The 26,557-nt window shown below is 69.4% G+C and carries 25 protein-coding genes; 11 read left to right on the top strand and 14 right to left on the bottom strand.

From position 1 onward, the window contains the following. Positions 1 to 14 precede the first annotated feature (14 nt). Positions 15 to 452 (bottom strand): PPC domain-containing DNA-binding protein, encoded by a 438-nt coding sequence (locus VES41_RS14900; RefSeq protein ID WP_324818392.1) that lies wholly within the window; start codon positions 450 to 452, stop codon positions 15 to 17. A 157-nt stretch (positions 453 to 609) separates the two neighbouring features. Between VES41_RS14900 and VES41_RS14905 the strand changes: the two genes are divergently transcribed. Beyond that, a complete protein-coding gene (locus VES41_RS14905) occupies positions 610 to 1,275 on the top strand; it encodes an NAD-dependent epimerase/dehydratase family protein (protein ID WP_324818395.1) in 666 nt (221 codons plus the stop codon). Between the two features lie 10 nt (positions 1,276 to 1,285). Here the strand turns inward: VES41_RS14905 and VES41_RS14910 are convergent, their stop codons facing one another. Beyond that, entirely contained in the window at positions 1,286 to 2,641 is a 1,356-nt protein-coding gene (locus VES41_RS14910; RefSeq protein ID WP_324818398.1) for an aspartate aminotransferase family protein, read from the bottom strand. A gap of 105 nt (positions 2,642 to 2,746) precedes the next feature. Here VES41_RS14910 and VES41_RS14915 point away from each other — a divergent pair, with 105 nt between their 5' ends. Further along, a complete protein-coding gene (locus tag VES41_RS14915) occupies positions 2,747 to 3,715 on the top strand; it encodes a LysR family transcriptional regulator (protein ID WP_324818401.1) in 969 nt (322 codons plus the stop codon). A 47-nt stretch (positions 3,716 to 3,762) separates the two neighbouring features. On the opposite strand, the gene VES41_RS14920 is transcribed toward VES41_RS14915, so the two are convergent. Continuing rightward, on the bottom strand, positions 3,763 to 5,193 hold the full coding sequence (locus VES41_RS14920) for an FAD-binding oxidoreductase (RefSeq protein ID WP_324818404.1): 1,431 nt from the start codon (positions 5,191 to 5,193) through the stop codon (positions 3,763 to 3,765). Next, positions 5,190 to 5,621 carry a DUF2069 domain-containing protein gene (locus tag VES41_RS14925; protein WP_324818407.1) on the bottom strand — a complete coding sequence of 144 codons (432 nt, stop codon included), beginning with the start codon at positions 5,619 to 5,621 and terminating at the stop codon, positions 5,190 to 5,192. The genes VES41_RS14920 and VES41_RS14925 overlap by 4 nt, the downstream gene beginning before the upstream one ends. Positions 5,622 to 5,655: 34 nt before the next feature. On the opposite strand from VES41_RS14925, the gene VES41_RS14930 reads away from it, so the two are divergent. Next, positions 5,656 to 6,909: a YihY family inner membrane protein gene (locus tag VES41_RS14930; RefSeq protein ID WP_324818410.1), complete on the top strand. Its 1,254-nt coding sequence runs from the start codon at positions 5,656 to 5,658 to the stop codon at positions 6,907 to 6,909. 114 nt (positions 6,910 to 7,023) lie between these two features. Then, entirely contained in the window at positions 7,024 to 7,413 is a 390-nt protein-coding gene (locus VES41_RS14935) for a thioredoxin family protein (RefSeq protein ID WP_324818413.1), read from the top strand. A gap of 7 nt (positions 7,414 to 7,420) precedes the next feature. Here the strand turns inward: VES41_RS14935 and VES41_RS14940 are convergent, their stop codons facing one another. Genes VES41_RS14940 through VES41_RS14950 form a run of 3 tightly spaced genes read right to left on the bottom strand, consistent with a single transcriptional unit; the run spans position 7,421 to position 10,140 of the window. Next, complete coding sequence (locus tag VES41_RS14940; RefSeq protein WP_324818415.1) at positions 7,421 to 7,936, bottom strand: DUF1697 domain-containing protein; 516 nt, start codon at positions 7,934 to 7,936, stop codon at positions 7,421 to 7,423. Between the two features lie 53 nt (positions 7,937 to 7,989). After that, on the bottom strand, positions 7,990 to 8,799 hold the full coding sequence (locus VES41_RS14945; RefSeq protein ID WP_324818418.1) for an alpha/beta hydrolase: 810 nt from the start codon (positions 8,797 to 8,799) through the stop codon (positions 7,990 to 7,992). 24 nt (positions 8,800 to 8,823) lie between these two features. Then, on the bottom strand, positions 8,824 to 10,140 hold the full coding sequence (locus VES41_RS14950) for an O-acetylhomoserine aminocarboxypropyltransferase (RefSeq protein WP_324818421.1): 1,317 nt from the start codon (positions 10,138 to 10,140) through the stop codon (positions 8,824 to 8,826). A gap of 143 nt (positions 10,141 to 10,283) precedes the next feature. Between VES41_RS14950 and VES41_RS14955 the strand changes: the two genes are divergently transcribed. After that, the gene (locus VES41_RS14955; protein ID WP_324818423.1) at positions 10,284 to 10,739 is read left to right on the top strand and encodes a CBS domain-containing protein; all 456 of its coding nucleotides are present in this window, start codon (positions 10,284 to 10,286) and stop codon (positions 10,737 to 10,739) included. Between the two features lie 19 nt (positions 10,740 to 10,758). On the opposite strand, the gene VES41_RS14960 is transcribed toward VES41_RS14955, so the two are convergent. Continuing rightward, positions 10,759 to 12,045, bottom strand: coding sequence for a polyhydroxyalkanoate depolymerase (locus tag VES41_RS14960; protein ID WP_324818425.1), 1,287 nt, complete (start codon positions 12,043 to 12,045; stop codon positions 10,759 to 10,761). Between the two features lie 116 nt (positions 12,046 to 12,161). On the opposite strand from VES41_RS14960, the gene VES41_RS14965 reads away from it, so the two are divergent. Further along, positions 12,162 to 12,818, top strand: coding sequence for a glutathione S-transferase (locus tag VES41_RS14965; RefSeq protein ID WP_324818428.1), 657 nt, complete (start codon positions 12,162 to 12,164; stop codon positions 12,816 to 12,818). Here VES41_RS14965 and VES41_RS14970 read toward each other — a convergent pair. Continuing rightward, positions 12,815 to 13,186, bottom strand: a complete 372-nt coding sequence (locus tag VES41_RS14970) for a DOPA 4,5-dioxygenase family protein (protein WP_324818430.1) — start codon at positions 13,184 to 13,186, stop codon at positions 12,815 to 12,817. The genes VES41_RS14965 and VES41_RS14970 overlap by 4 nt on opposite strands. Positions 13,187 to 13,239: 53 nt before the next feature. On the opposite strand from VES41_RS14970, the gene VES41_RS14975 reads away from it, so the two are divergent. Beyond that, positions 13,240 to 14,337: a PA0069 family radical SAM protein gene (locus tag VES41_RS14975; protein WP_324818433.1), complete on the top strand. Its 1,098-nt coding sequence runs from the start codon at positions 13,240 to 13,242 to the stop codon at positions 14,335 to 14,337. Between the two features lie 81 nt (positions 14,338 to 14,418). Next, complete coding sequence (locus VES41_RS14980) at positions 14,419 to 16,458, top strand: OPT family oligopeptide transporter (protein WP_324818436.1); 2,040 nt, start codon at positions 14,419 to 14,421, stop codon at positions 16,456 to 16,458. Between the two features lies 1 nt (position 16,459). Here the strand turns inward: VES41_RS14980 and VES41_RS14985 are convergent, their stop codons facing one another. The 5 genes from VES41_RS14985 to VES41_RS15005 all read right to left on the bottom strand — a co-directional run bounded on the left by VES41_RS14985 (position 16,460) and on the right by VES41_RS15005 (position 24,539). Beyond that, a complete protein-coding gene (locus VES41_RS14985; protein WP_324819526.1) occupies positions 16,460 to 17,959 on the bottom strand; it encodes an efflux transporter outer membrane subunit in 1,500 nt (499 codons plus the stop codon). 2 nt (positions 17,960 to 17,961) lie between these two features. Continuing rightward, a complete protein-coding gene (locus VES41_RS14990; protein WP_324818439.1) occupies positions 17,962 to 19,170 on the bottom strand; it encodes an efflux RND transporter periplasmic adaptor subunit in 1,209 nt (402 codons plus the stop codon). 4 nt (positions 19,171 to 19,174) lie between these two features. Beyond that, a complete protein-coding gene (locus tag VES41_RS14995; RefSeq protein WP_324818442.1) occupies positions 19,175 to 22,390 on the bottom strand; it encodes an efflux RND transporter permease subunit in 3,216 nt (1,071 codons plus the stop codon). 113 nt (positions 22,391 to 22,503) lie between these two features. Then, on the bottom strand, positions 22,504 to 23,376 hold the full coding sequence (gene fghA, locus VES41_RS15000) for an S-formylglutathione hydrolase (RefSeq protein WP_324818445.1): 873 nt from the start codon (positions 23,374 to 23,376) through the stop codon (positions 22,504 to 22,506). Positions 23,377 to 23,429: 53 nt separating this feature from the next. Beyond that, positions 23,430 to 24,539: an S-(hydroxymethyl)glutathione dehydrogenase/class III alcohol dehydrogenase gene (locus VES41_RS15005; protein ID WP_324818448.1), complete on the bottom strand. Its 1,110-nt coding sequence runs from the start codon at positions 24,537 to 24,539 to the stop codon at positions 23,430 to 23,432. A gap of 290 nt (positions 24,540 to 24,829) precedes the next feature. On the opposite strand from VES41_RS15005, the gene VES41_RS15010 reads away from it, so the two are divergent. The 3 genes from VES41_RS15010 to aroQ all read left to right on the top strand — a co-directional run bounded on the left by VES41_RS15010 (position 24,830) and on the right by aroQ (position 26,543). Beyond that, a complete protein-coding gene (locus tag VES41_RS15010) occupies positions 24,830 to 25,183 on the top strand; it encodes a hypothetical protein (protein WP_324818450.1) in 354 nt (117 codons plus the stop codon). Further along, the gene (locus VES41_RS15015) at positions 25,183 to 25,989 is read left to right on the top strand and encodes a hypothetical protein (protein WP_324818453.1); all 807 of its coding nucleotides are present in this window, start codon (positions 25,183 to 25,185) and stop codon (positions 25,987 to 25,989) included. The genes VES41_RS15010 and VES41_RS15015 overlap by 1 nt, the downstream gene beginning before the upstream one ends. A gap of 98 nt (positions 25,990 to 26,087) precedes the next feature. Further along, complete coding sequence (aroQ, locus tag VES41_RS15020; RefSeq protein ID WP_324818457.1) at positions 26,088 to 26,543, top strand: type II 3-dehydroquinate dehydratase; 456 nt, start codon at positions 26,088 to 26,090, stop codon at positions 26,541 to 26,543. The last annotated feature ends 14 nt before the right edge of the window (positions 26,544 to 26,557 follow it).

A 26,557-nucleotide genomic window follows, 5' to 3' on the forward strand; every position in this document is an offset into this window, starting at 1 on the left:
AGGCAGGCGTCGGCTCAGGCGCCGATGTCGATCAGGGCCAGGCCGGTCTCGCGATCGCAAGTCTTGCGCAGGTAGCCGGGCGACTCGACCAGCAGCACTTCGAGGGTCGGCCGCACGGTGGCCTCCAGGAGGTGGCCGCCGACGGTGCTGCCGTCGCGCCGTCCCAGTACCGCGTGCGCATGCACCTTGGGCTCGTCTCCGTCCAGGGCGATGTCTCCATTGAGGGAAAGCACTTCGACCTGTTCGTCGACCGGAATGCGCAGATAGTCCTTGCGTTCCCAGTCGAAGTAGCCGAGCACCGCACCGCTCAACGCGCCGATCGCGCTGAATCGGCTTGCGTTCAGGCCTTGCGCCTTGGCGAACTGCTGCAGCAGGGGCACGACGTCGTCGTCCTTGTCGAATATGAGCGCGATGGTGCGCTCCGGGGCTTCGTTGAGAGTCTTCGCTTTCATGGGCTGCTCCATTGCGGATCGGTCCCGGCACGGCCGTTCCGGACAGCGCAGGACGCGCTGACAACCCGACTGTCCGGCCAGCGCGGCCCGGCTGCTGTAGGCGCCTGTCTCACGTGGCCGCAGGGCGCGCGCTTCCGACTCCTGCTAAAAGGGCGCCATGAACATCCTCATCTTCGGCGCCACCGGCATGGTGGGCCAGGGCGTCCTGCGCGAATGCCTGCTGGCGTCCGACGTGGAGCGCGTGGTGGCGGTCGGCCGCAACCCGACCGGGCAGCGCCACCCGAAGCTGCACGACCTGGTGCACAAGGACATGTTCGACTTCGGCGCTATCGAGCCGCAGCTGCAGGGCTTCGACGCCTGCTTCTTCTGCCTGGGCGTGTCCTCGGTGGGCATGAAGGAGCCCGACTACAGGCGCATCACGTACGACATCACGTTGGCGGCGGCAACGGTGTTGGCGCGCCTCAATCCGGGCATGACCTTCACCTACATCACCGGCGCCGGCACCGACAGCACCGAGAAGGGTCCGAGCATGTGGGCGCGGGTCAAGGGTGCGACAGAGAATGCGCTGCTGCGTCTGCCGTTCAAGGCCGCCTACATGTTCCGGCCGGGCATGATCGAGCCGATGCACGGCATCCGCTCGAAGACGGCGCTCTATCAGGCCGGCATCGTGATCCTCGGTCCGCTGCTCGGGCTCGCGCGCCGCATCTGGCCGGACAAGATCACCACCACCGAGAAGGTCGGCCGCGCCATGCTGGCGGTGGCGCGCCACGGCGCGCCCAAGGCCGTGCTGGATCCGGTGGACATCAACGCGCTCGGCGCCTGACGCCTGCGGCTCAGGCCGTTTCCGCGAGCGCGTCGCCGAGCGCGTTGACCAGGCGATCGATCTCGGCCTCCTCCGCGACGAACGGCGGTGCCAGCTGGATGGTGTCGCCGCCGTAGCGCACGTAGAAGCCCTTCTTCCAGCAGTTCATCGCGATCTCGTACGGGCGGCGCGCCGGCTCGCCAGGAAGCGCGGCAATGGTGATGCCGGCTGCCAGGCCGTAGTTGCGGATGTCTGCGACGTGCCTGGCGCCCTTGAGGCTGTGCACGGCGTTCTCGAAATGCGGAGCCAGCGCCTGCACGCGGGCGACCATGCCTTCGTTCTGCAGCACGTCGAGCGCGGCGATGCCGGCCGCGCAGGCCACCGGGTGCGCGCCGTAGGTGTAGCCGTGCGGGAACTCCAGCATGTACTCCGGGCCGCCGGCGGCCATGAATGTGTCGTAGATGTCCTTGCACGCCACCACGGCGCCCAGCGGCTGCGCACCGTTGGTCACCTGCTTGGCGATGTTCATGATGTCGGGGGTGACGCCGAAGGCCTCGGCGCCGGTGAGCGCGCCGCAGCGGCCGAAGCCCGTGATCACCTCGTCGAAGATCAGCAGGATGTTGTTGGCGGTGCAGATGTCGCGCAGCCGCTTGAGATAGCCCTTGGGCGGGATCACCACGCCGGCCGATCCCGAGAAGGGCTCGACGATCACGGCTGCGATGGTCGAGGCGTCGTGCAGGGCGATCAGGTCGAGCAGCCGGTCTGCCAGTTCGGCGCCGGTCTCGGGCATGCCGCGCGTGAAGGCGTTGGCGGCGAGTTGCGTGTGCGGCAGGTGGTCGGCCTCGACGCCCTGGCCGAACACCTTGCGGTTGGCCGCGATGCCGCCGACCGAGATGCCGCCGAAGTTGACGCCGTGGTAGCCCTTCTCGCGGCCGATCAGCCGGGTCTTGCCGGCCTGGCCCTTGGCGCGCCAGTAGGCGCGCGCCATCTTCAGCGAGGTGTCGGCCGCTTCCGAGCCCGACCCGGTGAAGAAGACATAGTCGAGCCCGGCGGGCGTGAGGTCCTTGATCCGGTTGGCCAGCTCGAACGAAAGCGGGTGGCCGAACTGGAAGGCCGGCGAGTAGTCGAGCCTGGCGATCTGCCGGCCCACCGCCTCGGTGATCTCCGGGCGGCCGTGGCCCAGGCCCGAACACCACAGGCCCGACAGGCCGTCGAAGATCTTGCGACCGTCGCTGTCGGTGAAATAGGCGCCCCGGGCCTCCACGATGATCCGCGGATCGGACTTGAAGTTGCGGTTGCCGGTGTAGGGCATCCAGTGCGCTTCGAGCCAGGCGGCGTCGGTACGCGCGGCGGGCGCGGGTTCGATGGCGGGTGCGGCAAGGGTCATGGCGTTTCCCGCACGCTGCGGGCTCCGGGTTGATGGGATTGCGCGATTGTTCGCTGTGGCTTCAGTGTGGAGAATGGCGCGATATCAATGTTCACTTGGCAATTCATGCAAGTAGATCCTCCGGTCCCGCAACGCCCGCCGAATGCCGTCAAAGGCACGCGCAACCGCGCGGTCCTGGGGCAGCTGAGCGACATGGACCTGCGCCTGCTCAAGGTGTTCAAGAGCGTGGCCGACTGCGGCGGCATGGCGGCGGCCGAACTCGAGCTGAACATCGGCACCTCGACCGTGAGCCGTCACGTGAAGGACCTGGAGACGCGGCTCGGGCTGGTGCTTTGCCGGCGCGGCCGGGCGGGATTCGCGCTCACGGCCGAAGGCCAGCGGGTATACGACGAGACGCTGCGGCTGCTGGCCTCGGTCGATGCGTTTCGCGGCAGCATCGACGACATCCACAACCGCATGGGCGGGCAACTCGACGTGGCGCTGTTCGACAAGACCGCGACCAATCCGAAGGCGCACATCGGCGAGGCCATCGCCCGCTTCGCCGAGATCGCACCCGAGATGAACCTGGCGGTGCACGTGGGCTCGATCAACGCCATCGAACAGGGCGTGCTGGACGGGCAATTCCAGATCGGGATCATTCCGTCGCACCGCGTCTCCCGGAGCCTGGTCTACGCCGACCTGTTCGACGAATCGATGCTGCTGTATTGCGGCCGCAAGCACCCGTTGTTCGATCGCCCGCATGCCAGGCTCACCTGGGCGAAACTGCGCGAGCACCATTTCGCGGGACTGGGCTACCACTCGCCCAACATGGAACTGAGCCATCGCGCGCGCCTGTCGCGCAAGGCGACCGGTTTCGACCAGGAGGCCATCGCAACCCTGGTTCTCTCGGGGCGCTTCCTGGGCTTCCTGCCCGACCACTATGCGCAGGTGTTCGAGCAGCGCGGGCTGATGAAGGCGGTGCTGCCCGCGCGCTTCAACTACACATGCCGCTTCGTCAGCCTGCTGCGCCGGTCGCCGAAGCCTTCACGGGCGGTGCTGGCGTTCCAGGCGTGCCTGGAAGGCGCCCATGCCTGAGCGTGTGCATATCCAGTCGCAGCTGCGCCATGGACCGGCTGCAGCAACTAGCGCGGCAGATCGCCCAGCACCCGCCCGGGATTGAGCGTGCCGCGCGGGTCAAGCGCCTGCTTGATGGCGCGCATCATGCCCAGGGCGACCGGCGACTTGTGTTTTTGCAGCTTGTGCGCCTTGAGCGAGCCGATCCCGTGTTCGGCCGAGAATGAGCCGCCGAAGCGTTCCACCTGGTCATAGACCAGCGTGTTGACGCGTTCCTCCTGCTCCTCCAGGAAGCGCCGCGCGTCGCCGCCCTCGGGCGCCTGGACGTTGTAGTGCAGGTTGCCGTCGCCCAGGTGGCCGAAGTTGACCAGCCGCACGCCGTCGATTTCCCTTTGCAGCAGTGCGTCGGTCTCGGCCACGAAGGCGGGGATGCGCGAGACGGCCACCGAGATGTCGTGCTTGATGTTCAGGCCTTCCTCGGCCTGGGCCATCGGGATGCTCTCGCGCACGTGCCACAGCGCCTTGGCCTGGCCGAGGTTCTCGGCCACGACCGCGTCGGTGACGCAGCCTTGCTCGACGGCCTGCTCCAGCAGTGCCTCGAAGCGCTCGCGTGCATGGCTTTCGGATTCGCTGTCGGAGTTCTCCAGCAGCACGCACCAGGGCGTGCCGCCGTCGTCCAGGAACGGCACGCGCTGCTGCGGGAAATGCCGGGCCACCAGCCCGAGGGCAAAACGCCCCATCACCTCGAAGCCGGTCAGTCCGGCGCCCAGGTGGCGGTGCGCCAGGCCGAGCAGCCGGACCGCGTGATCCAGCGACGGAACCGCCGCCCAGGCGGTCAGCTGCGCCGCCGGCAGCGGATACAGCTTCATCGTCGCGGCCGTGATGATGCCCAGCGTGCCTTCGCTGCCGACCAGCAGGTCGCGCAGGTCGTAGCCGGTGTTGTCCTTGCGCAGGCCGCTGGTGCCCTCCCAGATGTCGCCGGCGGCGGTGACCACTTCCACGCCCAGGCACAGCTCCCGCGCATTGCCGTAGCGCAGCACCTGCGTGCCGCCGGCGTTGGTGGCCAGGTTGCCGCCGATGGTGCAACTTCCTTCGGCGGCCAGGCTCAGCGGAAACAGGAAGCCGGCCTGCTCGGCCGCCTCCTGCAGCGTCTGCAGCACGCAGCCGGCCTCCACGGTCATGGTCAGGTTGTCGGGGTCGATCGCGCGGATGGCGTTCATGCGGGCCATGTTGAGCACCACCTGGGTGCCGCTTTCGTCGGGCACCGAGCCGACCGCCAGGCCGGTGTTGCCGCCCTGCGGGACGATCGAGACGCCGGCCGCCGCGCAGGCCTTGACCACTTCGGCCACCTGGCCGGCATCGGCCGGCCGCACGACCGCCAGCGCCTTGCCGCGCGAACGCTTGCGCCAATCCAGCTCGTAGGCAGTGAGGTCGCCCTGGTCCAGCACCTGGGCGTCGCCGACGATGCGGCGCAGTTGGGCGATCAGTGCTTCCTTCATGGCGCGTCGGGGGCTTCCGGTTCGGGCTGGCCGGACCGCGCCAGGCGCGTTCGCACGTGCCAGGCGCAGGCGATGAACAGCAGAAGGCACAGCACGATCTCGAGCCAGGCGCACACGCGGCCGGCCGGCTGCGTGTCGCTCCAGGCGCGCACCACGCCCTCGGTGAAATAGAGCCAGACCAACAGGCTGACCCAGCGGTAGGTGTACATGCGGCGCTTGAGCAGGCCGGCCAGCGGCAGCACCAGCGGCAGCACCTTCAGCGCCATCAGCGAGCCGCCCGGGCGCAGCGGCGCCAGCCACATCTCCCAGGCCAGCCCGAGCACGATCAGGCCTCCGAGGCTGAACACGGCCAGGGCGCGCGTGGCGGCCACCGGATCGGGCGAACGGGAGGCGGTTGCGGGGGGCTGGAGCGGGGAGGTGTTGGACATGGCGCGGGGCGACCCGATGGCATGATAGCGGCCCATGAATCGCCATCCGCTGTGGAGGGAGCTTTCCCATTTTCCCTGGCGCGACACGGCAGCCGTGCTGGGCGAGCGCTTTCGCGAAGACAAGCTCGGCCTGTCGGCCGCAAGCCTGACCTTCACCACGTCGATCGCGCTGGTGCCGCTGGTCACGGTCGCGCTGGCGCTGTTCACCGCGTTTCCCATCTTCTCGCGCATGCAGGCGCGCGTTCAGGGCTGGCTCATCGAGAGCCTGATACCGATGAACATCTCGCGCCAGGTGCTCGGCTACCTGAACCAGTTCGCCAGCAAGGCCAGCGGCCTGGGCGCGCTGGGCCTGCTGGTGGTGCTGCTGACGGCCATCGCGCTGATTCTCACCATCGACCGCACCCTCAACGACATCTGGCGGGTGCGCACCAAGCGCCCGCTGGCGCAGCGCATCCTGATCTACTGGGCCAGCGCCACGCTGGGGCCGCTGCTGCTGGCGCTGAGCCTGAGCACGACTTCCTACGTGTTCTCGAGTTCATCCGGCCTGATCCGTGCCGAAGGGCTCAAGACGTTGTTCGACCTGGTGGAATTCACGTTGCTGGCCGGTGGCATGGCGCTGCTCTACCACTACGTGCCCAATACCGAGGTCAAGTGGCTCCATGCGTGGACCGGCGGGCTGTTCGTCGCCGTCGTGCTGGAGGCGGCCAAGCGCCTGCTGGCGGTGTATTTCAGCCTGGTGCCCACCTACTCGGTGCTGTATGGCGCCTTCGCGACGCTGCCGATCCTGCTGGTGTGGACCTACGTCGCGTGGCTGATCGTGCTGTTCGGCGCGGTGATCGCCGCGTACCTGCCGAGCCTCCTGGCCGGCGTCGCGCGGCGCGGCGGGGCGCCGGGCTGGTCGTTCCAGCTTGCCGTCGAGGTGTTGCAGCACCTGGCCGAGGCCCGCGGCACGCCGTCCAAGGGCCTGGGCCAGGCGGCGCTGGTCGCGCGCATGCGGGTCGACGCGCTGCAGCTGGTGCCGGTCGTCGAGGCGCTGCAGGCGCTGGACTGGGTCGGCCGCCTTTCCGAGGACCGGGACGACGAGGATCCGCGCCTGGTGCTGCTGGCCGACCCGGCGACCACCCTGCTCGAACCGCTGGTGCGGCAACTGCTGCTGCCGCGCGTGCAGGCCCTGGCGGGCGTGTGGTCCAAGGCGCCGCTGCAGTCGCTGTGCCTGGTGGACGTGCTGGCGCCCCCGCAGAAAGCGCGAACACCCGCGCAGGATGTCGCACGGCGCCGGCCCGCGTAGTGCCGCAGTCAAGGGCCCGCGCCGGCGCGGGCCGGGTGTCTTGGCCATAATGGAAACCGCCCGGGCGCAGCCTTGCGCCATCTTCTTCGACCGCTCCTGCCGCCCGACAGACACGTGAGTGCCGTGCCCCGACCCCTGACAAGCCAGAACGCCGACGCCGACGACACGCCGTGGGTGGTGTGCCTGTGCGCCCAGTGGTGCGGCACCTGCCGCGACTACCGTCCGCTGTTCGAGGAGGTTGCGCGGGCCCATCCCGCGCTGCGCTTCGCCTGGGTGGACATCGAGGACCATGCCGACATTGCCGACGACTTCGACGTCGAGACCTTCCCGACGATCCTGGTCGCGTCGCGCGGGCAGGGCACGCGCTTCCTCGGGCCGCTGCTGCCCAATACCCAGACCTTGACCCGCGTCCTGACCGCGCTGGCACCGGGTCATGACGCCGCGCCGGAAGTCGACACGCTGCTGGCGGCGATCGAGCGCGCGCCGGACCAGTTCCAGGTCTGAAGGCCCTTCAGGCGCGGGCGCACCTGGCCACGGTGGCCCAGGTGCGCGTCGTGACCTCGTTGCCGAAGGCCTTTTCGATCAGCTTCATGAACACCGGGCCCTCGGCGCCGGGCAGGTAGGCGCTGTACGCCTCGCGACCCACGGCGCACATCACGGCCGCGCCATCGGTCGCGAGTGGCAGGGGCAATCGCGCCACCAGGTCATGGCGCGCGAAGGTCACCACCCGTTTGGCCTCGGCCGGCACGCCCAGCGGCGTGAGCAGGTCGTTGGCCAGCAGTTCGTGCAGGTGGGACGCACTGCGCACGATGGCCTGGAAGTGGCGGCCCAGCGCGTCCCGCATCGCGGCCTCGGCGCGGCGCTCGATGGCGGCCTCGCTGCCGCTGCGCGCGTCGAACGCCACGTTGCCGCTGGACAGCAGCGTGCGCACCTGCGTGAAGCCAGCCGCCTCGAAGGCGCCCTTGAGCGCCGGCATCTTGCAGTTGAGCGGGCTGACGCCGCGCAGGAAGGCCACATAGCGGGGCATGCGGCCTCCTCAGGCGGCGCCGGGGCGCGCGCGGGTCCCGGTCATGGCCTGCGTCATCGTGCGCCCAGGAACTGCCCGAGGGCGGCGAGCACCGCGTCCGGCGCCTCGGACATGAGCGCGTGGCCGGCGTCGACCGTCACCACCTGGGCGCCCTTGGCGCGCGCGGCCAGGGAGCGGGTGGCGGCCGGCGGCGTCATCTGGTCGGCGCTGCCGAGCAGGAACAGCACCGGGCAGCGCACCGCGTCCATCGCAGCTTCGCCGCCGGCATAGCTGTCGCAGGCCTTGAAGCCGACGTGGAACACGTTCGCCTTCGGGTTGCTCGCCAGCACGCGGCGCATCAGGGCGCGCGAGCTGCCGTGCAGCCAGGTGCCTGGACCGAGCGACGACGGCGGCGGCGCCAGCTTGGAATGCGAGAACACGTTGACCATGTCGATGGCCTTCCGGGGCGCCGCCAGCGACGCCTCGAGCAGTGCCGCCGACACTTTCATCGGGTAGGCCGTGCCCACCAGCGCCAGATGAGAGACGCGCGCCGGAAAGCGCGCCGCCGCCTCCAGCGCGATCAGCGAGCCGAAGCTGTGCCCCACCAGCGCGGCCTGCGCCACGCCCAGGGCATCGAGCAGCGCGGGAACCAGCGCCGCGGCGTCTTCCACGCTCGCCGGCGGCTCGCCGCCGCTACGGCAGTGGCCGGGCAGGTCGATGGCCAGCACGTTCCAGCCATGGTGCGCGAACCAGCGGCTCTGCAGAATCCACACGCTGTGGTCGTTGAGTACGCCGTGGATGAAGACGACGGTGGGCTTGGCTGCGTCGAAGGGCTTGCCGCCGGTGTAGGCGAACAGCGGCTGTCCGTTGACCTGGATGTCCATGTGCATGCGCTCCTGTGTTCGCCTTCAGGCCTTGTCCGCGGCCTTTTCGGCGGCGCGCAGCGCGCGCTTGAGGTCGTCGATCAGGTCGTCGGGGTCTTCCAGGCCGATCGACAGGCGGATCGTGCCGGGCCCGATGCCGGCGCCGGCCAGCGCCTCGTCGCTCATCCGGAAGTGCGTGGTCGAGGCCGGGTGGATGACCAGCGAGCGGCAGTCGCCCACGTTGGCCAGGTGGCTGAACAGGCGCAGCGTCTCGATGAACTTCTTGCCCTGCGCCCGGCTGCCGCGCAGGTCGAAGCTGAACACCGCGCCGGCGCCGCGCGCGCCCAGCCGCAGCAGCCGGTTGGCCAGCGCATGGCTGGGGTGCGTCTCCAGCAGCGGGTGGCCCACGCGCGAGACGAACGGCTGCTCGGCCAGGAAGCGCACCACGCGCTCGGTATTGGCGATGTGGCGCTCCATGCGCAGCGGCAGCGTCTCGATGCCCTGCAGGATCAGCCAGGCGCTGTGCGGGCTCATGCTGGCGCCGAAGTCGCGCAGCCCCTCGCGCCGCGCCCGCAGCATGAAGGCGCCGACGGTGCTTTCTTCCGAGAACACCATGTTGTGGAAGCCGTCGTAGGGCTGCGTCAGTTCGGCGAAGCGGCCGGACGCCTCCCAGTCGAAACTGCCGCCGTCGACCAGCACGCCGCCGATCACCGTGCCGTGGCCGGACAGGAACTTGGTGGCCGAGTGGTAGATGAGATCCGCGCCGTGGTCGAACGGCTTGAGCAGGTACGGCGTGGTGAAGGTGGAGTCGACCAGCAGCGGCACCCCGGCGTCATGCGCGATCTGCGCGACCGCCGGAATGTCCAGCACTTCCAGCCCCGGGTTGCCCAGCGTCTCGCCGAAGAGCAGGCGGGTCTCGGGCCGGATGGCGGCGCGCCAGCCGTCCATGTCGCCCGGCTTGACGAAGGTGGTGTCGATGCCGAAGCGGCGCATCGTGTAGTGAAGAAGGTTCTGCGAACCGCCGTAGAGCGCCGTGCTCGCCACGATGTGGCTGCCCGCGCCCATCAACGTCGCCACCGCCAGGTGCAGCGCCGCCTGGCCGCTGGCGGTGGCGATGGCGCCGATGCCGCCCTCGAGCGCCGCCACCCGCTGCTCCAGCACGGCGTTGGTCGGGTTGCTGATGCGCGAATAGACATGCCCGGCGCGCTCCAGGTTGAACAGCGCCGCGGCGTGGTCGCTCGACTCGAAGACGAAGGACGTGGTCAGGTGGATCGGCACCGCGCGGGCGCCGGTGGCGGGGTCGGGCGCCGCGCCCGCGTGCAGCGCGAGCGTGTCGAAACCGGGGTCGGAATAGCCGGGCATGTAGGCCTTTCGAGTGTTTGGCAAAGACCCGTTACGTCTGCAAGACCGGACGCGTCTCGTGGCCGTGACGGAAGGCGGCCATTGTGTGGGATTTGTGGGCTATATTTGAATCGGCATCAGCCACGACAAGAGAGGAGCCCCCCATGAAAGTCAGCGACATCCTGCGAGTCAAGGGCAATGCGCTCTTCACCATCACGCCCGACCATCCCCTGGCGGATGCGGTCAACGTCATGGCGGAGAAGGACATCGGCTCGCTGGTGGTGATGGAGCATGGCGACCTGGTGGGGATGCTCACTTTCCGCGAGGTCATCGTCGCCATCGTGGCCAATGGCGGCACGGTGGGCAGCACCCTGGTGCGCAAGGCGATGGACGATTCGCCGGTCACCTGCACCCTCGAGACCGACCTGGACGAGATCCGGCGCATCATGCTCGACCGGCATGCCCGCTACATGCCGGTCATGGACAAGCGCATGCTCATGGGCGTCGTGAGCTTCTACGACGTCGCCAAGGCGGTGGTCGACAGCCAGAACTTCGAGAACCGCATGCTCAAGGCATACATCCGGGACTGGCCGGCCGAGGAAGAGGAAGAAAAGCGCTGACCCAGCGCCCGGCGCCCGCTCAGGCCGCCGCCAGCCCCTGCGACGCGACCTCTGCCCGCTGCAGCGGCGTCGGGTCGGCGCGTGTTCCACCGAGCAGTTCGGCCGCCGTATGGATGGTCTCGCGCACGCGCGGGTAGATCTGCTGGTTCCAACGGCTGCCGCTGAACACCCCGTAGTGCCCGACGCCGGGCTGAAGGTGATGGGTCTTCAGGTAAGGGCGGATGCCGGTGCACAGGTCCTGCGCCGCGACGGTCTGTCCGACGGAGCAGATGTCGTCGCGCTCGCCCTCCACGGTCAGCAGCACGGTGCGCCGGATGGCGGCGGGATCGACCCGGCGCCCGCCCACGTCCAGCACGCCGCGCGGCAGGTCGTAGGTCTGGAACACACGCTCGACGGTTTCCAGGTAGAACTCCGCGGGCAGGTCGTTGACCGCGAAGTACTCGTCATAGAAGGTGCGTATGGCCTCGGCCTGCTGCATCTCGCCGTCGACCAGGTGCTGGAACAGCAGCTCGAACTGCTTGCGGTGGCGCTGCGCGTTCATGCTCATGAAGGCGCTCAGCTGCACGAAGCCGGGGTATACCTTGCGCATCATGCCGGCATGCGGCCAGGGCACGCTGCTGATCAGGTTGCGCCGGAACCATTCGATCGGCCGATCGGTCGCCAGCTGGTTGACCAGCGTGGGGTTGACCCGGCAGTCCACCGGTCCGGCCATGAGCGTCAGGCTCAAGGGCGCGGCCGGATCGTCGTCCTCGGCCATCAGCGCCGTGGCCGCCAGCGCCGATACGCATGGCTGGCAGACCGCGACCAGGTGCACGCCGGGGCCGATGGCAGACAGGAACGCTCGCAACTGGTGCGTGTAGTCGTCGAGCCCGAAGGCGCCGTGCCACAGTGGCACGTCGCGGGCGTTGTGCCAGTCGGTGATGTAGACGTCGTGGTCGCTCAGCAGGGTACGCACGGTTTCGCGCAGCAAGGTGGCGAAATGGCCCGATAGTGGTGCGGCCAGCAGGACCGGCGGCTGTATCGCCCGGGTTTCCTTGCGAAAGTGAAGCAGCGTTCCGAACGGGGCGACCAGCGCAGCTTCCTCGTGCACCGCGACTTCCTCGCCCTCGCACATCACGCGGCCTATGCCGTAGGCCGGACGAGAATGGGTCAGGCGCAGGCGCGAGAACACGTCGCACCAGGCCGCCATGCGGCGCGCGGCGCTGCCCTCGGATTTCTCGAACCACAGGGCGTGGCCGAGGAACTGGGCGGCCAGCCGCATCGGCGAGGTGGCATCCATGGAGGATTGGTAGGCCCGATACAGCATTGCAGCGGTGCAGGCAAGTTGCGGGCCAGCATGCGGCGCCGGCGCGGCTCTGGCACAGCGCTTGCAGCGCCCGCAGCGTGTGCCGGCGACCGGCCGGCCTTCTTCTGGAGCAGCGCATGGCCAAACCCGTCCTGACGATCAGCAGCAAGAACTACGGCGCCTGGGCGCTGCGCGGCTGGCTCATGTGCAAGCTGGCCGGGCTGGACTTCAACGAAAAGGTGATCCCGTCCGACGATCCGGCGATGAAGGCCGAGATGCTGCTGCTGTCGTCGTCGCTGCTGGTGCCTTCGCTTCAGCACGGCGGCATCAAGGTATGGGACACGCTCGCCATCGGCGAGTACCTGCACGAGATTTATCCCAAGGCGGGCCTGCTGCCGGCGGACGCCAGGGCAAGGGCCCATTGCCGCGCCATCTGCGGCGAGATGCACTCGGGGTTCTCGGCCCTGCGCAGCTCGCTGCCGATGAACATCAAGGCGCACCTGCGCGGCTTCAAGGTCTGGTCGCGGGCGCAGGCGGACATCGACCGCATCGTCGCCATCTGGCGCGAGTGCCTGGCCGGCTATGGCGGGCCCTACCTCTTCGGCAAGGCGCCCTGCATGGCCGACGCGATGTATGCGCCGGTGGTCACCCGGTTCATGAGCTACGACGTGGCGGTCGACAAGGTCTGCGCCGCGTACTGCAAGCGCATCATGGAACTGCCGGCAATGCAGGAGTGGGTGGCCGCTGCCAAGGAAGAGCCCGACGAGATCGACGAGCTCGACGCGGAGTTCTAGCCCGCCTGCCGACCGGCCGGGGTGAACATGCTCAGGTCGAGCTCGGCGGGGTCGCCCAGCCACATGGCGTGCGCGCTGTGGTCGGCGTAGTCGTCGCCGGTTTCGCCGTGGACCAGGACGTCGAGGCCTTTGCGCTGCGAGGCCAGCCAGCCGACGACGGCGTCGAACCGGGCTGCGTCGAAGGCGACCTGGAAGCTCCAGTGCGGATGCGGGCCGACCGCCTTTTCGTGGAAGCGGCCGACGGCGGTGTCTTCGGGCAGTTCCTCGATCGCCCGCTCGCGCAGAAGGCGTGCCTGGCGGACGGTCTCGGGACCGAAGTACACGTGGGCGTGGTATTGGGCGTAGACGTTCTCGGGACGGCGGACCATGCTGCCATTGTGGCCGGCTAGCAAGACTTCGAATACTGTATGAAAATACAGTCATGTCAGATGACGCGTTCGTCCCCCTGCAGGCCATCAAGGGCCGCGGCGCCGCCAGCCGCCTGGCGCACCGCTTCTCGAAGGACGAGCGCAGCGCCTTCGACGACGGCTGGGGCAGCCTTCAGGCCAAGCAGGGCGAGGACGACGACCTGCCGCCGCTGGCCACCGAGGTGCGCTTCGAGGACGTCAAGTCGGCCCTCACCGGCAACGAATCGCCGGACGTGTATTTCGAGCGCTCTCTCAATCCGTACCGGGGCTGCGAACACGGCTGCATCTATTGCTTTGCGCGGCCCACGCACAGCTATCTGAACCTGTCGCCGGGACTCGATTTCGAGACCCGCCTGATTGCCAAACGCAACATCGCGCAGGTGTTGCGCGCCGAACTGGGCCGGCGCGGCTACCGGCCGGCCGGCTTGGCCATCGGCACCGCCACCGACGCCTACCAGCCGGTCGAACGCGACCTGCGCCTGACGCGTGGCGTGCTCGAGGTGCTGCAGGAATGCCGGCACCCCTTTGGCCTGGTCACCAAGTCGAGCGCGGTCGAGCACGACCTGGACATCATCGCGCCCATGGCGGCGCAGCAGCTGGCCGCGGTGTACGTCACCCTGACCACGCTCGACGGCGAACTGGCCCGCAAGTTGGAGCCGCGTGCCGCCTCGCCCCGGCGCAGGCTGCGCACCATCGCCACGCTGGCGGCGGCCGGCGTGCCGGTGGGCGTGAGCGTTGCACCGCAGATTCCGTTCGTCACCGAAGACATGGAACGGGTGCTCGAGGCCGCCTGGGCGGCCGGTGCGCGCTCTGCCTTCTACACGGTGATCCGCCTGCCCTGGGAGGTGGCGCCGCTGTTCCACCAATGGCTCGAAGTGCACTACCCGCAGCGCGCGGGCCGGGTGATGGCGCGGATCCGCGACATGCGCGGCGGCAAGGACTACGACGCCGACTTCGCCTCGCGCATGAAGGGCAGCGGCCCATGGGCCGACCTGATCGCGCAGCGCTTTGCCAAGGCCACCCAGCGCCTGGGCTTCAACCGGGAGCGACACGTGATGGACCTGGAGGCCTTCAGGCCGCCGGCAGCGCACGGGCAGGGCAGTCTCTTCTAGCGCCGCGCCGCCGCGCGGATTTGGCGCCGGGGCCGCCCCCGTGTACGCTGTCCCGACGAGTCGCCACAAGATCGGGAACCGATGCAAGACCGCATTTCCGACCGGACCAGCCTGCCGGAGCTGACCCTTCGCGGGCTGATCCTCGGCGCCCTCATCACCGTCGTCTTCACCGCGTCCAACGTATACCTGGGACTCAAGGTCGGCCTGACCTTCGCGTCGTCGATTCCGGCGGCGGTCATCTCGATGGCGGTGTTGCGCTACTTCAGCGGGTCCAACATCCTGGAGAACAACATGGTGCAGACGCAGGCTTCGGCCGCCGGCACCCTGTCGTCGATCATCTTCATCCTGCCCGGCCTGCTGATGATCGGCCACTGGAGCGGCTTCCCGTTCTGGCAGACGGCGGCCATCTGCGCCATCGGCGGCATTCTCGGCGTGCTCTACACCATTCCTCTGCGGCGCGTGATGGTGGTGCAGAGCAGCCTGCCCTATCCGGAAGGCGTGGCGGCCGCCGAGATCCTGCGCGTGGGCAGCCACGACGAGGAGGGCGGCCAGCCCGCCGCGGGCGGCGGCAGCAGCCAGGGCCTGCGGGACATCCTCGCAGGCGGTGTAGCCGCTGCGGCATTCAGCCTGCTGAGCAGCGGCTTCAAGCTGCTGGCCGAAGACTTCAACGCCTGGTTGCCGGTGGGCCAGGTGGCGTTCCGGCTGACGACCGGCTTTTCGCTGGCGCTGCTCGGCGCCGGCTACCTCATGGGCATGACGGCCGGCGTCGCCATTCTCGTGGGCGTGGTCATCGCCTGGGGCGCGGTCGTACCGTGGCTGACCGCGCACAGCGTGCTCGCGGCGGGGCAGAGCGTGCCCGAACTCGCCCATGCCCTGTGGCGCGACGACGTGCGCTTCCTCGGCGCCGGCACCATCGGCATCGCCGCGGTCTGGACGCTGGCCACGCTGTTCAAGCCCATGGTCGACGGTGTGCGGCTGTCGCTTGGCGCGGTGCGCCGCGCCGGCGACGCGCCGCAGCGGCGGACCGAGCAGGACTTGCCGCCGGGCGCGATCATCGCCATTGCGCTGGCACTGATGCTCTGCCTGTTCGCGGTGTTCGCCCGCTTTCTCGGCGCGGCGGCGCCGGTGCTGCAGGGGCTGCCGTTCTGGGGCCTGGTGGCCGCGTGCGTGCTGTTCGCCTTCGTCTTCGGCTTCCTGGTCGCGGCTGCCTGCGGCTACATGGCGGGGCTGGTGGGTTCTTCGAGCAGCCCGATATCGGGCATCGGCATCATCGCGGTGATCCTTGTATCGCTGCTGATCCTGGGGGTCGGCGCATTGGAAGCCGGCTTCCTGGACCTGGGCGGCGGCCGCATCGCGATCGCGCTGGCGCTGTTCACCACTTCGGTGGTGCTGGCCATCGCGGCGATCTCCAACGACAACCTGCAGGATCTCAAGACCGGCTACCTGGTGGGCGCCACGCCCTGGCGCCAGCAGGTGGCGCTGATCGTCGGCTGCGCGGTCGGCGCGCTGGTCATTCCGCCAGTGCTCGACTTGCTGTTCCATGCGTACGGGTTCGCCGGCGCCATGCCGCGCGAGGGCATGGACCCGGCTCATGCCCTTGCGGCGCCGCAGGCCACGCTGATGACGGCCATCGCCAGCGGCATTTTCCGCCACACGCTCAACTGGGACATGATCTTCCTCGGCGTCGCCCTTGGCGTCGTGCTGATCCTGGCCGACGTGCTCCTGCGCCGTTCCGGCCGTGGCAGCCTGCCGCCGCTGGCGGTCGGCCTGGGCATCTACCTGCCGCCGGCGGTGAACATGACGCTGGTGTTCGGGGCGCTGCTGTCCTGGGGCGTGGCGCGGGCGCTGCGCCGGCGCACGCCTGCTGCCGGCGCGGACCGGGCCGCCTTCGCCGAAGCTGCACAGCGGCGCGGCGTGCTGCTGGCCTCCGGCCTGATCGTCGGCGAAAGCCTGATGGGCATCGGGCTGGCCGCGCTGATCGGCGCCACCGGCAACGACGCGCCACTGGCACAGGTGGATGAATCCTTTGCGCAGCCGGCGCAATGGCTCGGCCTGCTGGTGTTCGTGGTGTTGTGCGCGCTGTTCTGGCGGCGCGTGCTGTCTCCGGGCGCGCCCGGCTGAATCAGCGCGGGCCCTCGTTGCCGGCCACGCGCTCGGCGCCGCCCGGACAGCCGCCGGACTGCGTCCCGCTGGCGCCCGGCGTGCCGCACCAGTCCCCGCCCAGCGCCTTGACCAGGAACACCGACACGAGCAGTTGCTGGCCGCGCAACTGCGCCGCCTGCCGCTCGGTGTTGAGCAGCGCCTGCTGCGCCGTGATCACGTCCAGGAAATTGGCGGCGCCGCCTTCGTAGCGCGCCGCGGCCATGTCGAGCACGCGGCGCGAGGCCGCCACGGCGCTGTCGGACTGGGCGGTCGCGCGCTGCAGCGCGGCCAGGCCGGAGATGCCGTCCTGTGCCTCCTGCATGGCGCCGAGCACCACGCGCCGGTAGCTGGCCACGGTCGCCTCGTAGCCGGCCTGGGCGAAATCGACGCCGGCGCGCACGCGGCCGCCGTCGAACAGCACCTGCGTGGCCGACACCCCCACCGACCACAGCACGCTGGGCGCGTCGAACAGCAGGGCCATGCGGTTGCTGTCCACGCCGAACGCCACCGGCGACAGCGAGATGCTCGGATAGAAGGCAGCAGTGGCGACGCCGATCTGCGCGTTCGCTGCCGCCATGGCGCGCTCGGCGGCCGCCACGTCGGGCCGGCGCTCCAGCAGGTCGGACGGCACGCCCAGCGGAATCGGCGGCGGCTCGATCGGTCGCAGGTCGACGGCCAGTTCGAACGCCGGCGCCGGCGTGCCCACCAGCGTGGCGATGGCGTCCTGGTACTGGGCGCGCTGGCGCTTGAGCAGGTCGACCTGGGTCAGCGTGTTCTCGACCAGCGCCTGCTGCTGCGCCACATCCAGGCCGGACACGGCGCCCAGGTCGTGACGCGCGGTGACCAGCTCCAGCGCCCGCCGCTGCAGGGCGATGGAACGGTTGACCACGTCCAGCTCGATGTCGGTGGCGCGCAGGTTGAAGTAGGCGTTGGCCAGCTCGGCGGTGACCAGCAGGCGCGTGTTCGCCAGGTCCGCAGCCGACTGTTCGGCCGAGGCGCTGGCGGCTTCCACGCCGCGGCGGACGCGGCCGGCCAGGTCGATCTCGTAGCTGGCATTGAGCGTCAGCTGCATGTCGTTCTGCACGGTCGACTGGTTGACGCTGTTGTAGTTGGTCAGCGGCCGGTTGGCCGAGATGCGCAGTCGCGAGCCTCGTGCCCCCAGGCCCAGTTGCGGGTATTGCGCGGCACCGGCCGAGTCCAGCGTGGCGCGCGCCTGCGCCAGACGCGCGGCGGCCACTGCCAGCGTGGCGTTGTCGGTCATCGCCTTGCGCATCAACGCGTCGAGCTGCGTGTCGCCGTAGCGCTGCCACCAGGCGCCCTTGGCGTCCGTGTCGCGCGGCGTGCCGGTGCGCCAGGGCGCCTCGAGCCGCCAGCTCACCGGCAGTTCGGGCGGTGCCGGCCGCTGGTAGTCCGGCCCGGCGGCGCAGGCCGCCAGCAGCATGCAGGCCGCCAGTGCGCCGGCGGCGCCCGGGCGCAGCATCCTCACGCGGCCCCCTTGACCACCGACACGATGTCGCCGTCGGCCAGCGAATCGGGCGGGTTCAGCACCACGCGGTCACTGGTGCTCACGCCGTCCACGATTTCCACCGATTCGCCCAGGTAGCGGCCGAGCGTGACGCCCTGCAGGCGCACCTTGCCCTGTGCGTCGACCAGCGCCACGCGCGTGCCCTCGGCGCGGAAGATCAGCGCGTTGCCCGGCACGGTCAGGGTACCGCTGGCCGGCAGCGGCAGTTCGACCTGGACGTAGGCGCCGGGCAGCAGCGTGCCGTCCGGATTGGGCAGATTGACTTCGACCTGCATCTGGCGGGACGCAGTGTCGATCGCACCGGCGGTGCGCGCCACCTTGCCTTCGAAGCGCCGGCCGCGCAGTTCGGCCTGCGTGACCGACACGGCCTGGCCCGTGCGGACCAGTTGCGCATAGCTCTGCGGCACGTTGACGTACACGCGCAGCGGATCGGTCTGCGCGAGCGTGAACAGGGCGCGGCCACCGCCGGAGCCGGCATCGATCAGGTCGCCGACGTCCACGTTGCGCCGGGTGATGACGCCCGAGAAGGGCGCCACGATGCGCTTGAAGGCCTCGGTCTGGCGCAGTCGCTGCATGTTGGCGTCGGCGGCGGCCAGGTTGGCGGTGGCGGCGGCCACGGCGCTGCGCCGCTCGTCCAGGTCCTGCTGCGAGACCACGTCCTTCTGGCGCAGCGCTTCCCAGCGCGACGCGGTGCTGCGGGCCAGGGCCAGCGTGGCCTCCGCCTGGCCGCGGGCGGCAATGGCCTGCGACAGCTGCTGGTCGATCTCGGGCGTCTCGATCTCCGCCAGCAGTTCGCCCTTTTGCACCCGGGCGCCGATGTCGTGCGTCCAGCGCTTGAGGTAGCCGCTGGCGCGCGCGGCGATGGGCGATTGGACGAAGCCCTGGAGCGTGCCCGGCAGGGTGAGCGTCTGGGCGCCCTTGGCGGCTTGCGGCGAGGCCACCCGCACGTGCAGCACGGCATGGACGACCGCGTCTTCCTTCAGTGCCTGGGCGTTGGCCATGCGCATCCAGACGATGCGCGCCGACCCCAGTGCGAGCAGCACCAGTGCCACCACCGTGACGATGCGGGCGCGCCGCAGCACCTGGCGGCGCCGCAACAGCTCGACGCCGTCCTCGCCGTCTGCGGCGATCGGGTGGATGCCCAGGGCCTCGTGCCGTTGCGACATGGAATCAACTCTCCTGCGGATGGGGCGTGGCCGGCCCGGACGTGGACTGCGCCGCGCGGCGCCGGGCCAGGGCGCTGTGGATGCCGGCGAACACCGCCGGGACGAACAACAGCGTGGAAAGGGTGGCGAAGATCAGGCCGCCGATGACGGCACGGCCCAGCGGCGCATTCTGCTCCCCGCCTTCGCCCAATCCGAGCGCCATGGGAATCATGCCGATGATCATCGCCAGCGCGGTCATGAGCACCGGGCGGATGCGGGTGGCGCCGGCTTCGAGCGCGGCCGACAGCGGCGGCGCGCCTTCGTGCAGGCGCTCGCGGGCGAACGACACCAGCAGGATGCTGTTGGCCGTGGCCACGCCCATGGTCATGATCGCGCCGGTGAGCGCCGGCACGCTCAGCGTGGTGCCGGTCAGGAACAGCAGCCAGGCGATGCCCGCGAGCGCCGCCGGCAGGGCGGTGATGATGATGGCGGCATCCAGCCACGACTGGTAGGTGACGACGATCAGCAGGTACACCAGCACGATCGCCATCGCCAGGCCGATGCCCAGGCCGACGAACGAGTCCTGCATGGTCTGCACCTGTCCGCGGATGTTCACCTGGTTGCCGCGGGCCAGCTCGGGGCGGATCTCGTCGACGGCCTTGCGCACGCCCGCCGCCACGCTGGCCAGGTCGGTGCCGTGCACGCTCACGTAGACGTCGACGACCGGCTGGATGTTGTAGCGCGAGACGACGGACGGCAGGCGGCCCGCGCTGGCCTCGACCAGGTTGCCCAGCAATTGCGGCTCCCGCCCGCCGGCGCTGGCCGCCGGCGCGCCCACCGGGATGCCGAGCAGCGAATCGAGCGAATCGATGTCGTACTGGGGCGCCTGGATCTGCACGCTGTAGACCACGCCGTTGCGCGGGTTGAGCCAGAAGGCCGGCTGCGTCTGCGAACTGCCCGACAGCGCGATGAGCACGTTCTGCCCGACGTTCTGCGCCGTCAGGCCCATCTGCTGCAGCCGGGTGCGGTCCATCTGCAGATCGACGGCCGGGCCGTCCAGCCGCTGGTGCACATGCACGTCCACCGCGCCGGGAATCTGCTGGATCTTCTTGACCAGCCGGGCGGCCAGCGCCGCGTTGCCTTCCAGGTTGTTGCCCGCGAACTGGACGTCGATCGCTGCGGGCAGGCCGAAATTGAGGATCTGGGTGACGATGTCGGCCGGCTGGAAGAAGAATTCGACGCCCGGAAAGCGCTGCGGCAGTTCGCGCCGCAGCATGGCCACCAGCTCCTCGGTCGGCCGGTGCCCTTCCTTGAGCGACATCAGGAGCTCGCCGTCCAGCGTGCCGATGGTGCCCGCGTTGCTGTACGACAGGTTGATACCGCTGTTGGGCACGCCCAGGTTGTCGAGGATGGTCTCGAGCTCTTCCTTCGGAATCAGCTTGCGGATGGTGGCTTCCACCGCGTCGGCGATGCGCGCGGTTTCCTCGATCCGCGTGCCGGTGGGCGCGCGCATGTGCAGGCGGATCTGGCCGGCGTCGACGGTGGGAAAGAAGTCGCGCCCGAGCACCGGGTAGAGCAGGCACGACAGCAGGCAGAACGCCAGGAAGCCGATGACGAACGGCCCGCGGTGCGCCAGCAGCGAGGACAGCACCAGCGTATAGGCGCGCCGCACGCGCTCGAAGCGCCGGTCGAAGCTGCGGTAGAGGCGCTGCAGCGCGCTCGGCCGCGCATCGGCGGCCGCCGCCTGCGCGCCTTCGCCGTGGCTGCGCCGCATCATCAGCATGACCAGCGTGGGCACCAGCGTGCGCGACAGGATGTACGACGCGATCATGGCGAAGATCACCGCCTCGGCCATCGGCACGAACAGGAAGCGCGCCACGCCCGACAGCAGCAGCATCGGCACGAACACGATGCAGATGCACAGCGTGGCGACGAAGGCGGCCGGGCCGATCTCGCCGGCGCCCACGAGGATGGCATCTTCCAGCGGCTTGCCCATGTGCATGTGCCGCTCGATGTTCTCGATGGTCACGATCGCCTGGTCCACCAGGATGCCCACGGACAGCGCCAGCCCGCCCAGCGTCATCAGGTTGAGCGTCTGCCCCAGCGAGTAGAGCACCAGGATCGAGGCCAGGATCGACAGCGGAATGGTCAGGCCGATGATCAGCGTGCTGCGCCAGTTGCCCAGGAACAGCAGCACCATCGCGGCCGTCAGCGCGGCGGCGATGACGGCTTCCAGCACCACGCCCTTGACGGCCGCCTTGACGAACAGCGATTGGTCGAACAAGGGCGTGATCTTGATGTCCTCCGGCATCGACTGCGCCGCGCGCGGCAACAGGTCGCGGATGTTCGAGACGATGTCCAGCGTCGAGGCACCGCCGTTCTTGAGCACCGAGATCAGCACGCCGCGCACGCCGTCCTGGCGCACGATGTTGGTCTGCGGCGAGAAGCCGTCGCGCACGAAGGCGACGTCGCGCACGTACGTGGTGGCGCCGTTGACCGTGCGGACCGGCAGGTCGTTCAGGGCGCCCAGCTCGTCCGGCGAGCCGTTCATGCGCACGCCGTATTCGAGCCCGCCCAGCTTGGCCGTGCCGGACGGCAGGATCAGGTTCTGCGCGTTGATGGCGTTGACCACGTCGGCCGGAGACAGGCCGCGCGCCTGCATCGCCGGCATGTCGAGGTCGACCGAGATCAGCCGGTTCTTGCCGCCGTAAGGGAAGGGCACCGCCGCGCCGGGCACCGTGATGAGCTGTGGCCGCAACTGGTTGACGGCGGCGTCGAACAGCGAGTTCTCGGCGCGCGTCGGGCTCGACAGGCCCAGCTGGATCACCGGGATGCTCGAGGCCGAATACTTGATGACCAGCGGCGGCGTGATGCCCGGCGGCAGCTGGCGCGTCTGCGTCTGCATGGACGAGACCACCTGAGCCAGTGCCGTCTGGATGTTGGCATTCGGCTGGAAGAAGACCTTGATGATGCTGATGCCCGCCAGCGATTGCGACTCGATGTGCTCGATGTCGCTGACCGTGGTGGTCAGCCCGCGCTCCGACTGGCCGGCGATGCGCTGGCCCATTTCCTGTGCCGGCAGGCCGCCGTAGTTCCAGATGATGCTGATCACCGGAATGTCGATTTCCGGGAAGATGTCGGTCGCCATTCGCATCAGCACGAATGGCGTCGCCAGGACGATCAACATCGCCATGACGATGAAGGTGTACGGACGCCGCAGCGCCAGCTGGACCATGGACACGAAATGTTACCTATCGACTGAGCGCGCCATCATAGGAACAGATGGGCAAGCAAAGTCGATGCCCGTGCAACCTTTACTTATCTTTGTAAAGAATGCCCGGAGAGCCGGGCGAATCACCCGGGCAGCAAACTGCGCGCGTGGTGCGCCAGGTGGTCCCCGACGAAGCTCTGGATGAAGTAATAACCGTGGTCGTAGCCGGCGTGGCGGCGCAGCGTCAGTGGCTGGCCGACCGCCTTGCAGGCGGCTTCCAGTTGCTCCGGAAGCAGCTGGTCGGCCAGGAATTTGTCGGCCAGGCCCTGGTCCACCAGGATGCCCGCCGGGTACGGCGCCGTCTTCTGCGAACGCATCAATGCGCTGGCGTCGTGTGCGAGCCAGGTGACGCGATCGGGTCCCAGGTAGCCGCCGAACGCCTTCTCGCCCCACGCGCACTGGCTGGGCGCGCTGATCGGGGCGAGCGCCGAGAGCGAAGCGAAGCGGCCCGGATGGCGCAGCGCCAGCGTCAGCGCGCCGTGCCCGCCCATGGAGTGGCCGAAGATGCCCATCCGCGTGCCATCGATCGGCATCTGCGCGGTCGCCGCCGGCAGCAGTTCGTTCATCAGCCAGCTCTCCATGCGCCAGTGGGTGGCCCAGGGGGCCTCGGTGGCATCGAGGTAGAAGCCGGCGCCGATGCCGAAGTCCCAACTCGCGGTGGCCCCGGGTACGCCCTCGGCCTCCGGCCCGCGCGGGCTGGTGTCCGGCGCGATGAGGGCCAGCCCCAGTTCGGCGGCCACGCGCTGCGCGCCGGCCTTGATGGGGAAGGTTTCCTCGTTGCAGGTCAGGCCGGCCAGGTAGAGCAGGGCCGGCACCGGGCCCTTTTGCGCCTGCGGCGGCAGGTAGACGGCCGCGCGCATCGGCAGGCCGATCTCGCGGGATTGCTGCTCGAAGAAGCCCTGGACGCCGCCGAAGCAGGCGTGTTCGGACAAGGAACGTAGGGGCGAATGGCTCACGTGCGAAGGCTTTCGGAAAGGACGGGGCATGCCGGCGCGCGCGCCGGCCGGTATCAGTAGTGGACGACGCTGCGGATCGACTTGCCCTCGTGCATCAAGTCGAAGGCTTCGTTGATGTCGGTCAGGCCCATGGTGTGGGTGACGAAGGGGGCGAGCTGGATGCGCCCGGCCATGGCGTCCTCGACCATGCCCGGCAGCTGCGAGCGGCCCTTGACGCCGCCGAAGGCGGTGCCCAGCCAGCGGCGGCCGGTGACCAGCTGGAACGGGCGGGTGGAGATCTCCTGCCCCGCGCCGGCCACGCCGATGATGACCGACTGTCCCCACCCGCGGTGTGCGCACTCGAGCGCGGCGCGCATCACCTGCACGTTGCCGATGCATTCGAAGGAGTGGTCCACGCCCCAGGTCGTCATCTCGACGATGACCTGCTGGATCGGCTTGTCATGGTCCTTCGGGTTGACGCAGTCGGTGGCGCCGAAGGTGCGCGCCAGGTCGAACTTTCCGGGGTTGGTGTCGACGGCGATGATGCGGCCGGCCTTGGCCAGCTTGGCTCCCTGGATCACCGCCAGCCCGATGCCGCCGAGGCCGAACACGGCGACGCTGTCGCCTTCTTGCACCTTTGCCGTGTTCTTGACCGCGCCAAGGCCGGTCGTCACGCCGCAGCCGAGCAGGCAGACCTGTTCCGGGTTGGCCTGCGGGCTCACCTTGGCCAGCGAGACTTCGGCCACCACGGTGTATTCGCTGAAGGTCGAGCAGCCCATGTAGTGGTAGATCGGCTTGCCCTCGTAGGAAAAGCGCGTGGTGCCGTCGGGCATTACGCCCTTGCCCTGTGTGGCGCGCACGGCCACGCACAGGTTGGTCTTGCCCGACTTGCAGAACAGGCACTCGCCGCATTCGGCCGTGTACAGCGGAATGACGTGGTCGCCGGGCTTGACGCTGGTCACGCCTTCGCCGACTTCGACCACCACGCCGGCGCCCTCGTGGCCGAGCACGGCCGGGAAGATGCCTTCCGGGTCGTCCCCGCTGAGCGTGAAGGCGTCGGTGTGGCACACGCCGGTGTGCGTGATCCTGACCAGCACTTCGCCCTTGCGGGGCGGTTCGACATCGATTTCGACGATCTGGAGGGGCTTGCCTGCCTCGAAGGCAACGGCGGCTCTGGATTTCATGGACGGATCCCGGGAACGTTCAGAAGAAAAAGCCGGCGCGCCGGCGGCCACGTGGGGCACCGGCGCGGCGGCATGACGCAATGGTGGGCGTGATCCTGCCACAGGCGGACGGCGCCGCAGCCGCCTCGCCGCTGACCGGCTGGCCGCGCCGGCCGGTTAGCGCATCCTCAAATGTGACGGTTATGCTAATTTGGTTTCCAATTGTGTCGTATTGCACATGGAGTTTCGGGCCGCGCTGGCACCATCAGGAAACGAAATCCTGCACGCGCAGGCGGGCGACTTTGGTGACAATGACTTCTTCTTCCGATCTGGTTTTGCTCGAGCGTGCCCTGATCGCGCTCGACGCGGTGATGGGAAAACGCGACGCGACATTGGGGTGGGGCGTGCCCGTGGGCACCGCCGCCCACGAAAGCGCAACACTGTGCCTGTCGGCGGCCGTCACGCTCGTCGACGTCGCGCAGGCCCTGCTGTCAGAGCCGCAGCACGAGGATCAGGAGGCCTTGATGGGCCATTGGCAGACCATCATCGCCCACACCAAGAACGCCGGCCGGCTGGCGCACCAGGCGGCGCTGCAACTGGCCGGCGAGAGCCACCTGGTGACCGCGCAGGGCGGCATCATCGTCAGGCAGGGCGACCCCTACTGATGGCACTGGTCTGCTCGTCCTGCGGCACGGAAAACCGCCTGGCCGCCAAGTTCTGCATCGAGTGCGTGGCGCCGCTGCCGGTGGTGTTTGCGCCGACCCAGCAGATGCCCTTGCGAGGCGCGGCCGCGCCCGCGGCAGCCGACACCCTGCCGTCGGCCCTGGCGGCATTCGCATCCGGTCCTCCGAGCACGCCCTCGGCACCGACGGCATTCGCGCCCAGGGAAGAAGTGCCCGAACCGGCGCCACCGCGGCGACGCATGCTCACCCACTTCCTCCTGCTGGTTGCCGGGTTCTCGCTGGCCGCGGCCGCCGGCTGGATCGTGGCGTCGAGCGACGGCGATGCGGAGGCCGCGCCAGTTGCCGCTGCGCCGCAGGAGACGCCCGCCCCGGCGCCATTGCCGATCGCCGCAGCGAGCGAGGCGCCGGCGCGCACGGAGGCACCTGCCGGCGACGTGGCGGCCGCGCATCCGGCGGCGCCGCCTGTCGAGCAGACCGTCGCGCCGCCCGCCACGCCCGCTACGCCCGCGATACCGCCACCGCGGCCTGCGCCAGCAGTCGTGTCGCCGGCCCCGGCCGCGCGGACTGCTGCAGCCAGGCCGAAGCCCACCGCCACGCCGGAGGTGCACGCGCCGACGCGGCAGGCCGGATTGCTCGATGCGTGCGAGCCCCTGGGCTTCATCGCGCGCGAGCGCTGCAAGGTCGACCTGTGCAACAACGCGGCCAACCGGCGGCGCGCCGAATGCGCGCCCGTGCTGGCCCAGCAGCGCCTGATTCAGGAAAAGATCAATCCGCAGTTGGCCAACTGAGCGCGGGGACCGGCATCGCGGCGGGGATACAGTACGTTGCCGAGGTTGCCACGCGGCAGCCCGCACGCCCTGTCCCGAACCCATTACCGACGGCAATCATGCAGAAGATCCTCGTCCTCAACGGCCCCAATCTCAACCTCCTCGGCACCCGCGAGCCTGCCACCTATGGCCACGAAACGCTGGCCGACGTCGAGCGCATGTGCCGAGAAACCGGCACCCAGCTCGGGCTGGAGGTGGATTGCCGCCAGTCCAACCACGAAGGCCAGCTGATCGACTGGATCCACGAGGCGGGCCGCGAGCAGGCGGCCGGCAAGCTGCTTGGCGTGGTGATGAATCCGGGCGCCTACACGCACACGTCGATCGCGCTGCACGATGCGATCAAGGGCGCCAGCGTCACCCTGATCGAACTGCACATCTCCAACGTGCATGCGCGCGAGTCGTTCCGCCACCATTCGTACATCTCGCCGGCGGCGCGCGGCATCATCGTCGGCTTCGGCGTCAAGGGCTACCCGTTGGCCATCGAGGCGCTGCTGCGGGTCGGCGGCGGCAACTGAGTCGCCGCCGCGGC

It is taken from the genome of Variovorax sp. (assembly GCF_035634955.1).
Classification (GTDB): domain Bacteria; phylum Pseudomonadota; class Gammaproteobacteria; order Burkholderiales; family Burkholderiaceae_C; genus Variovorax.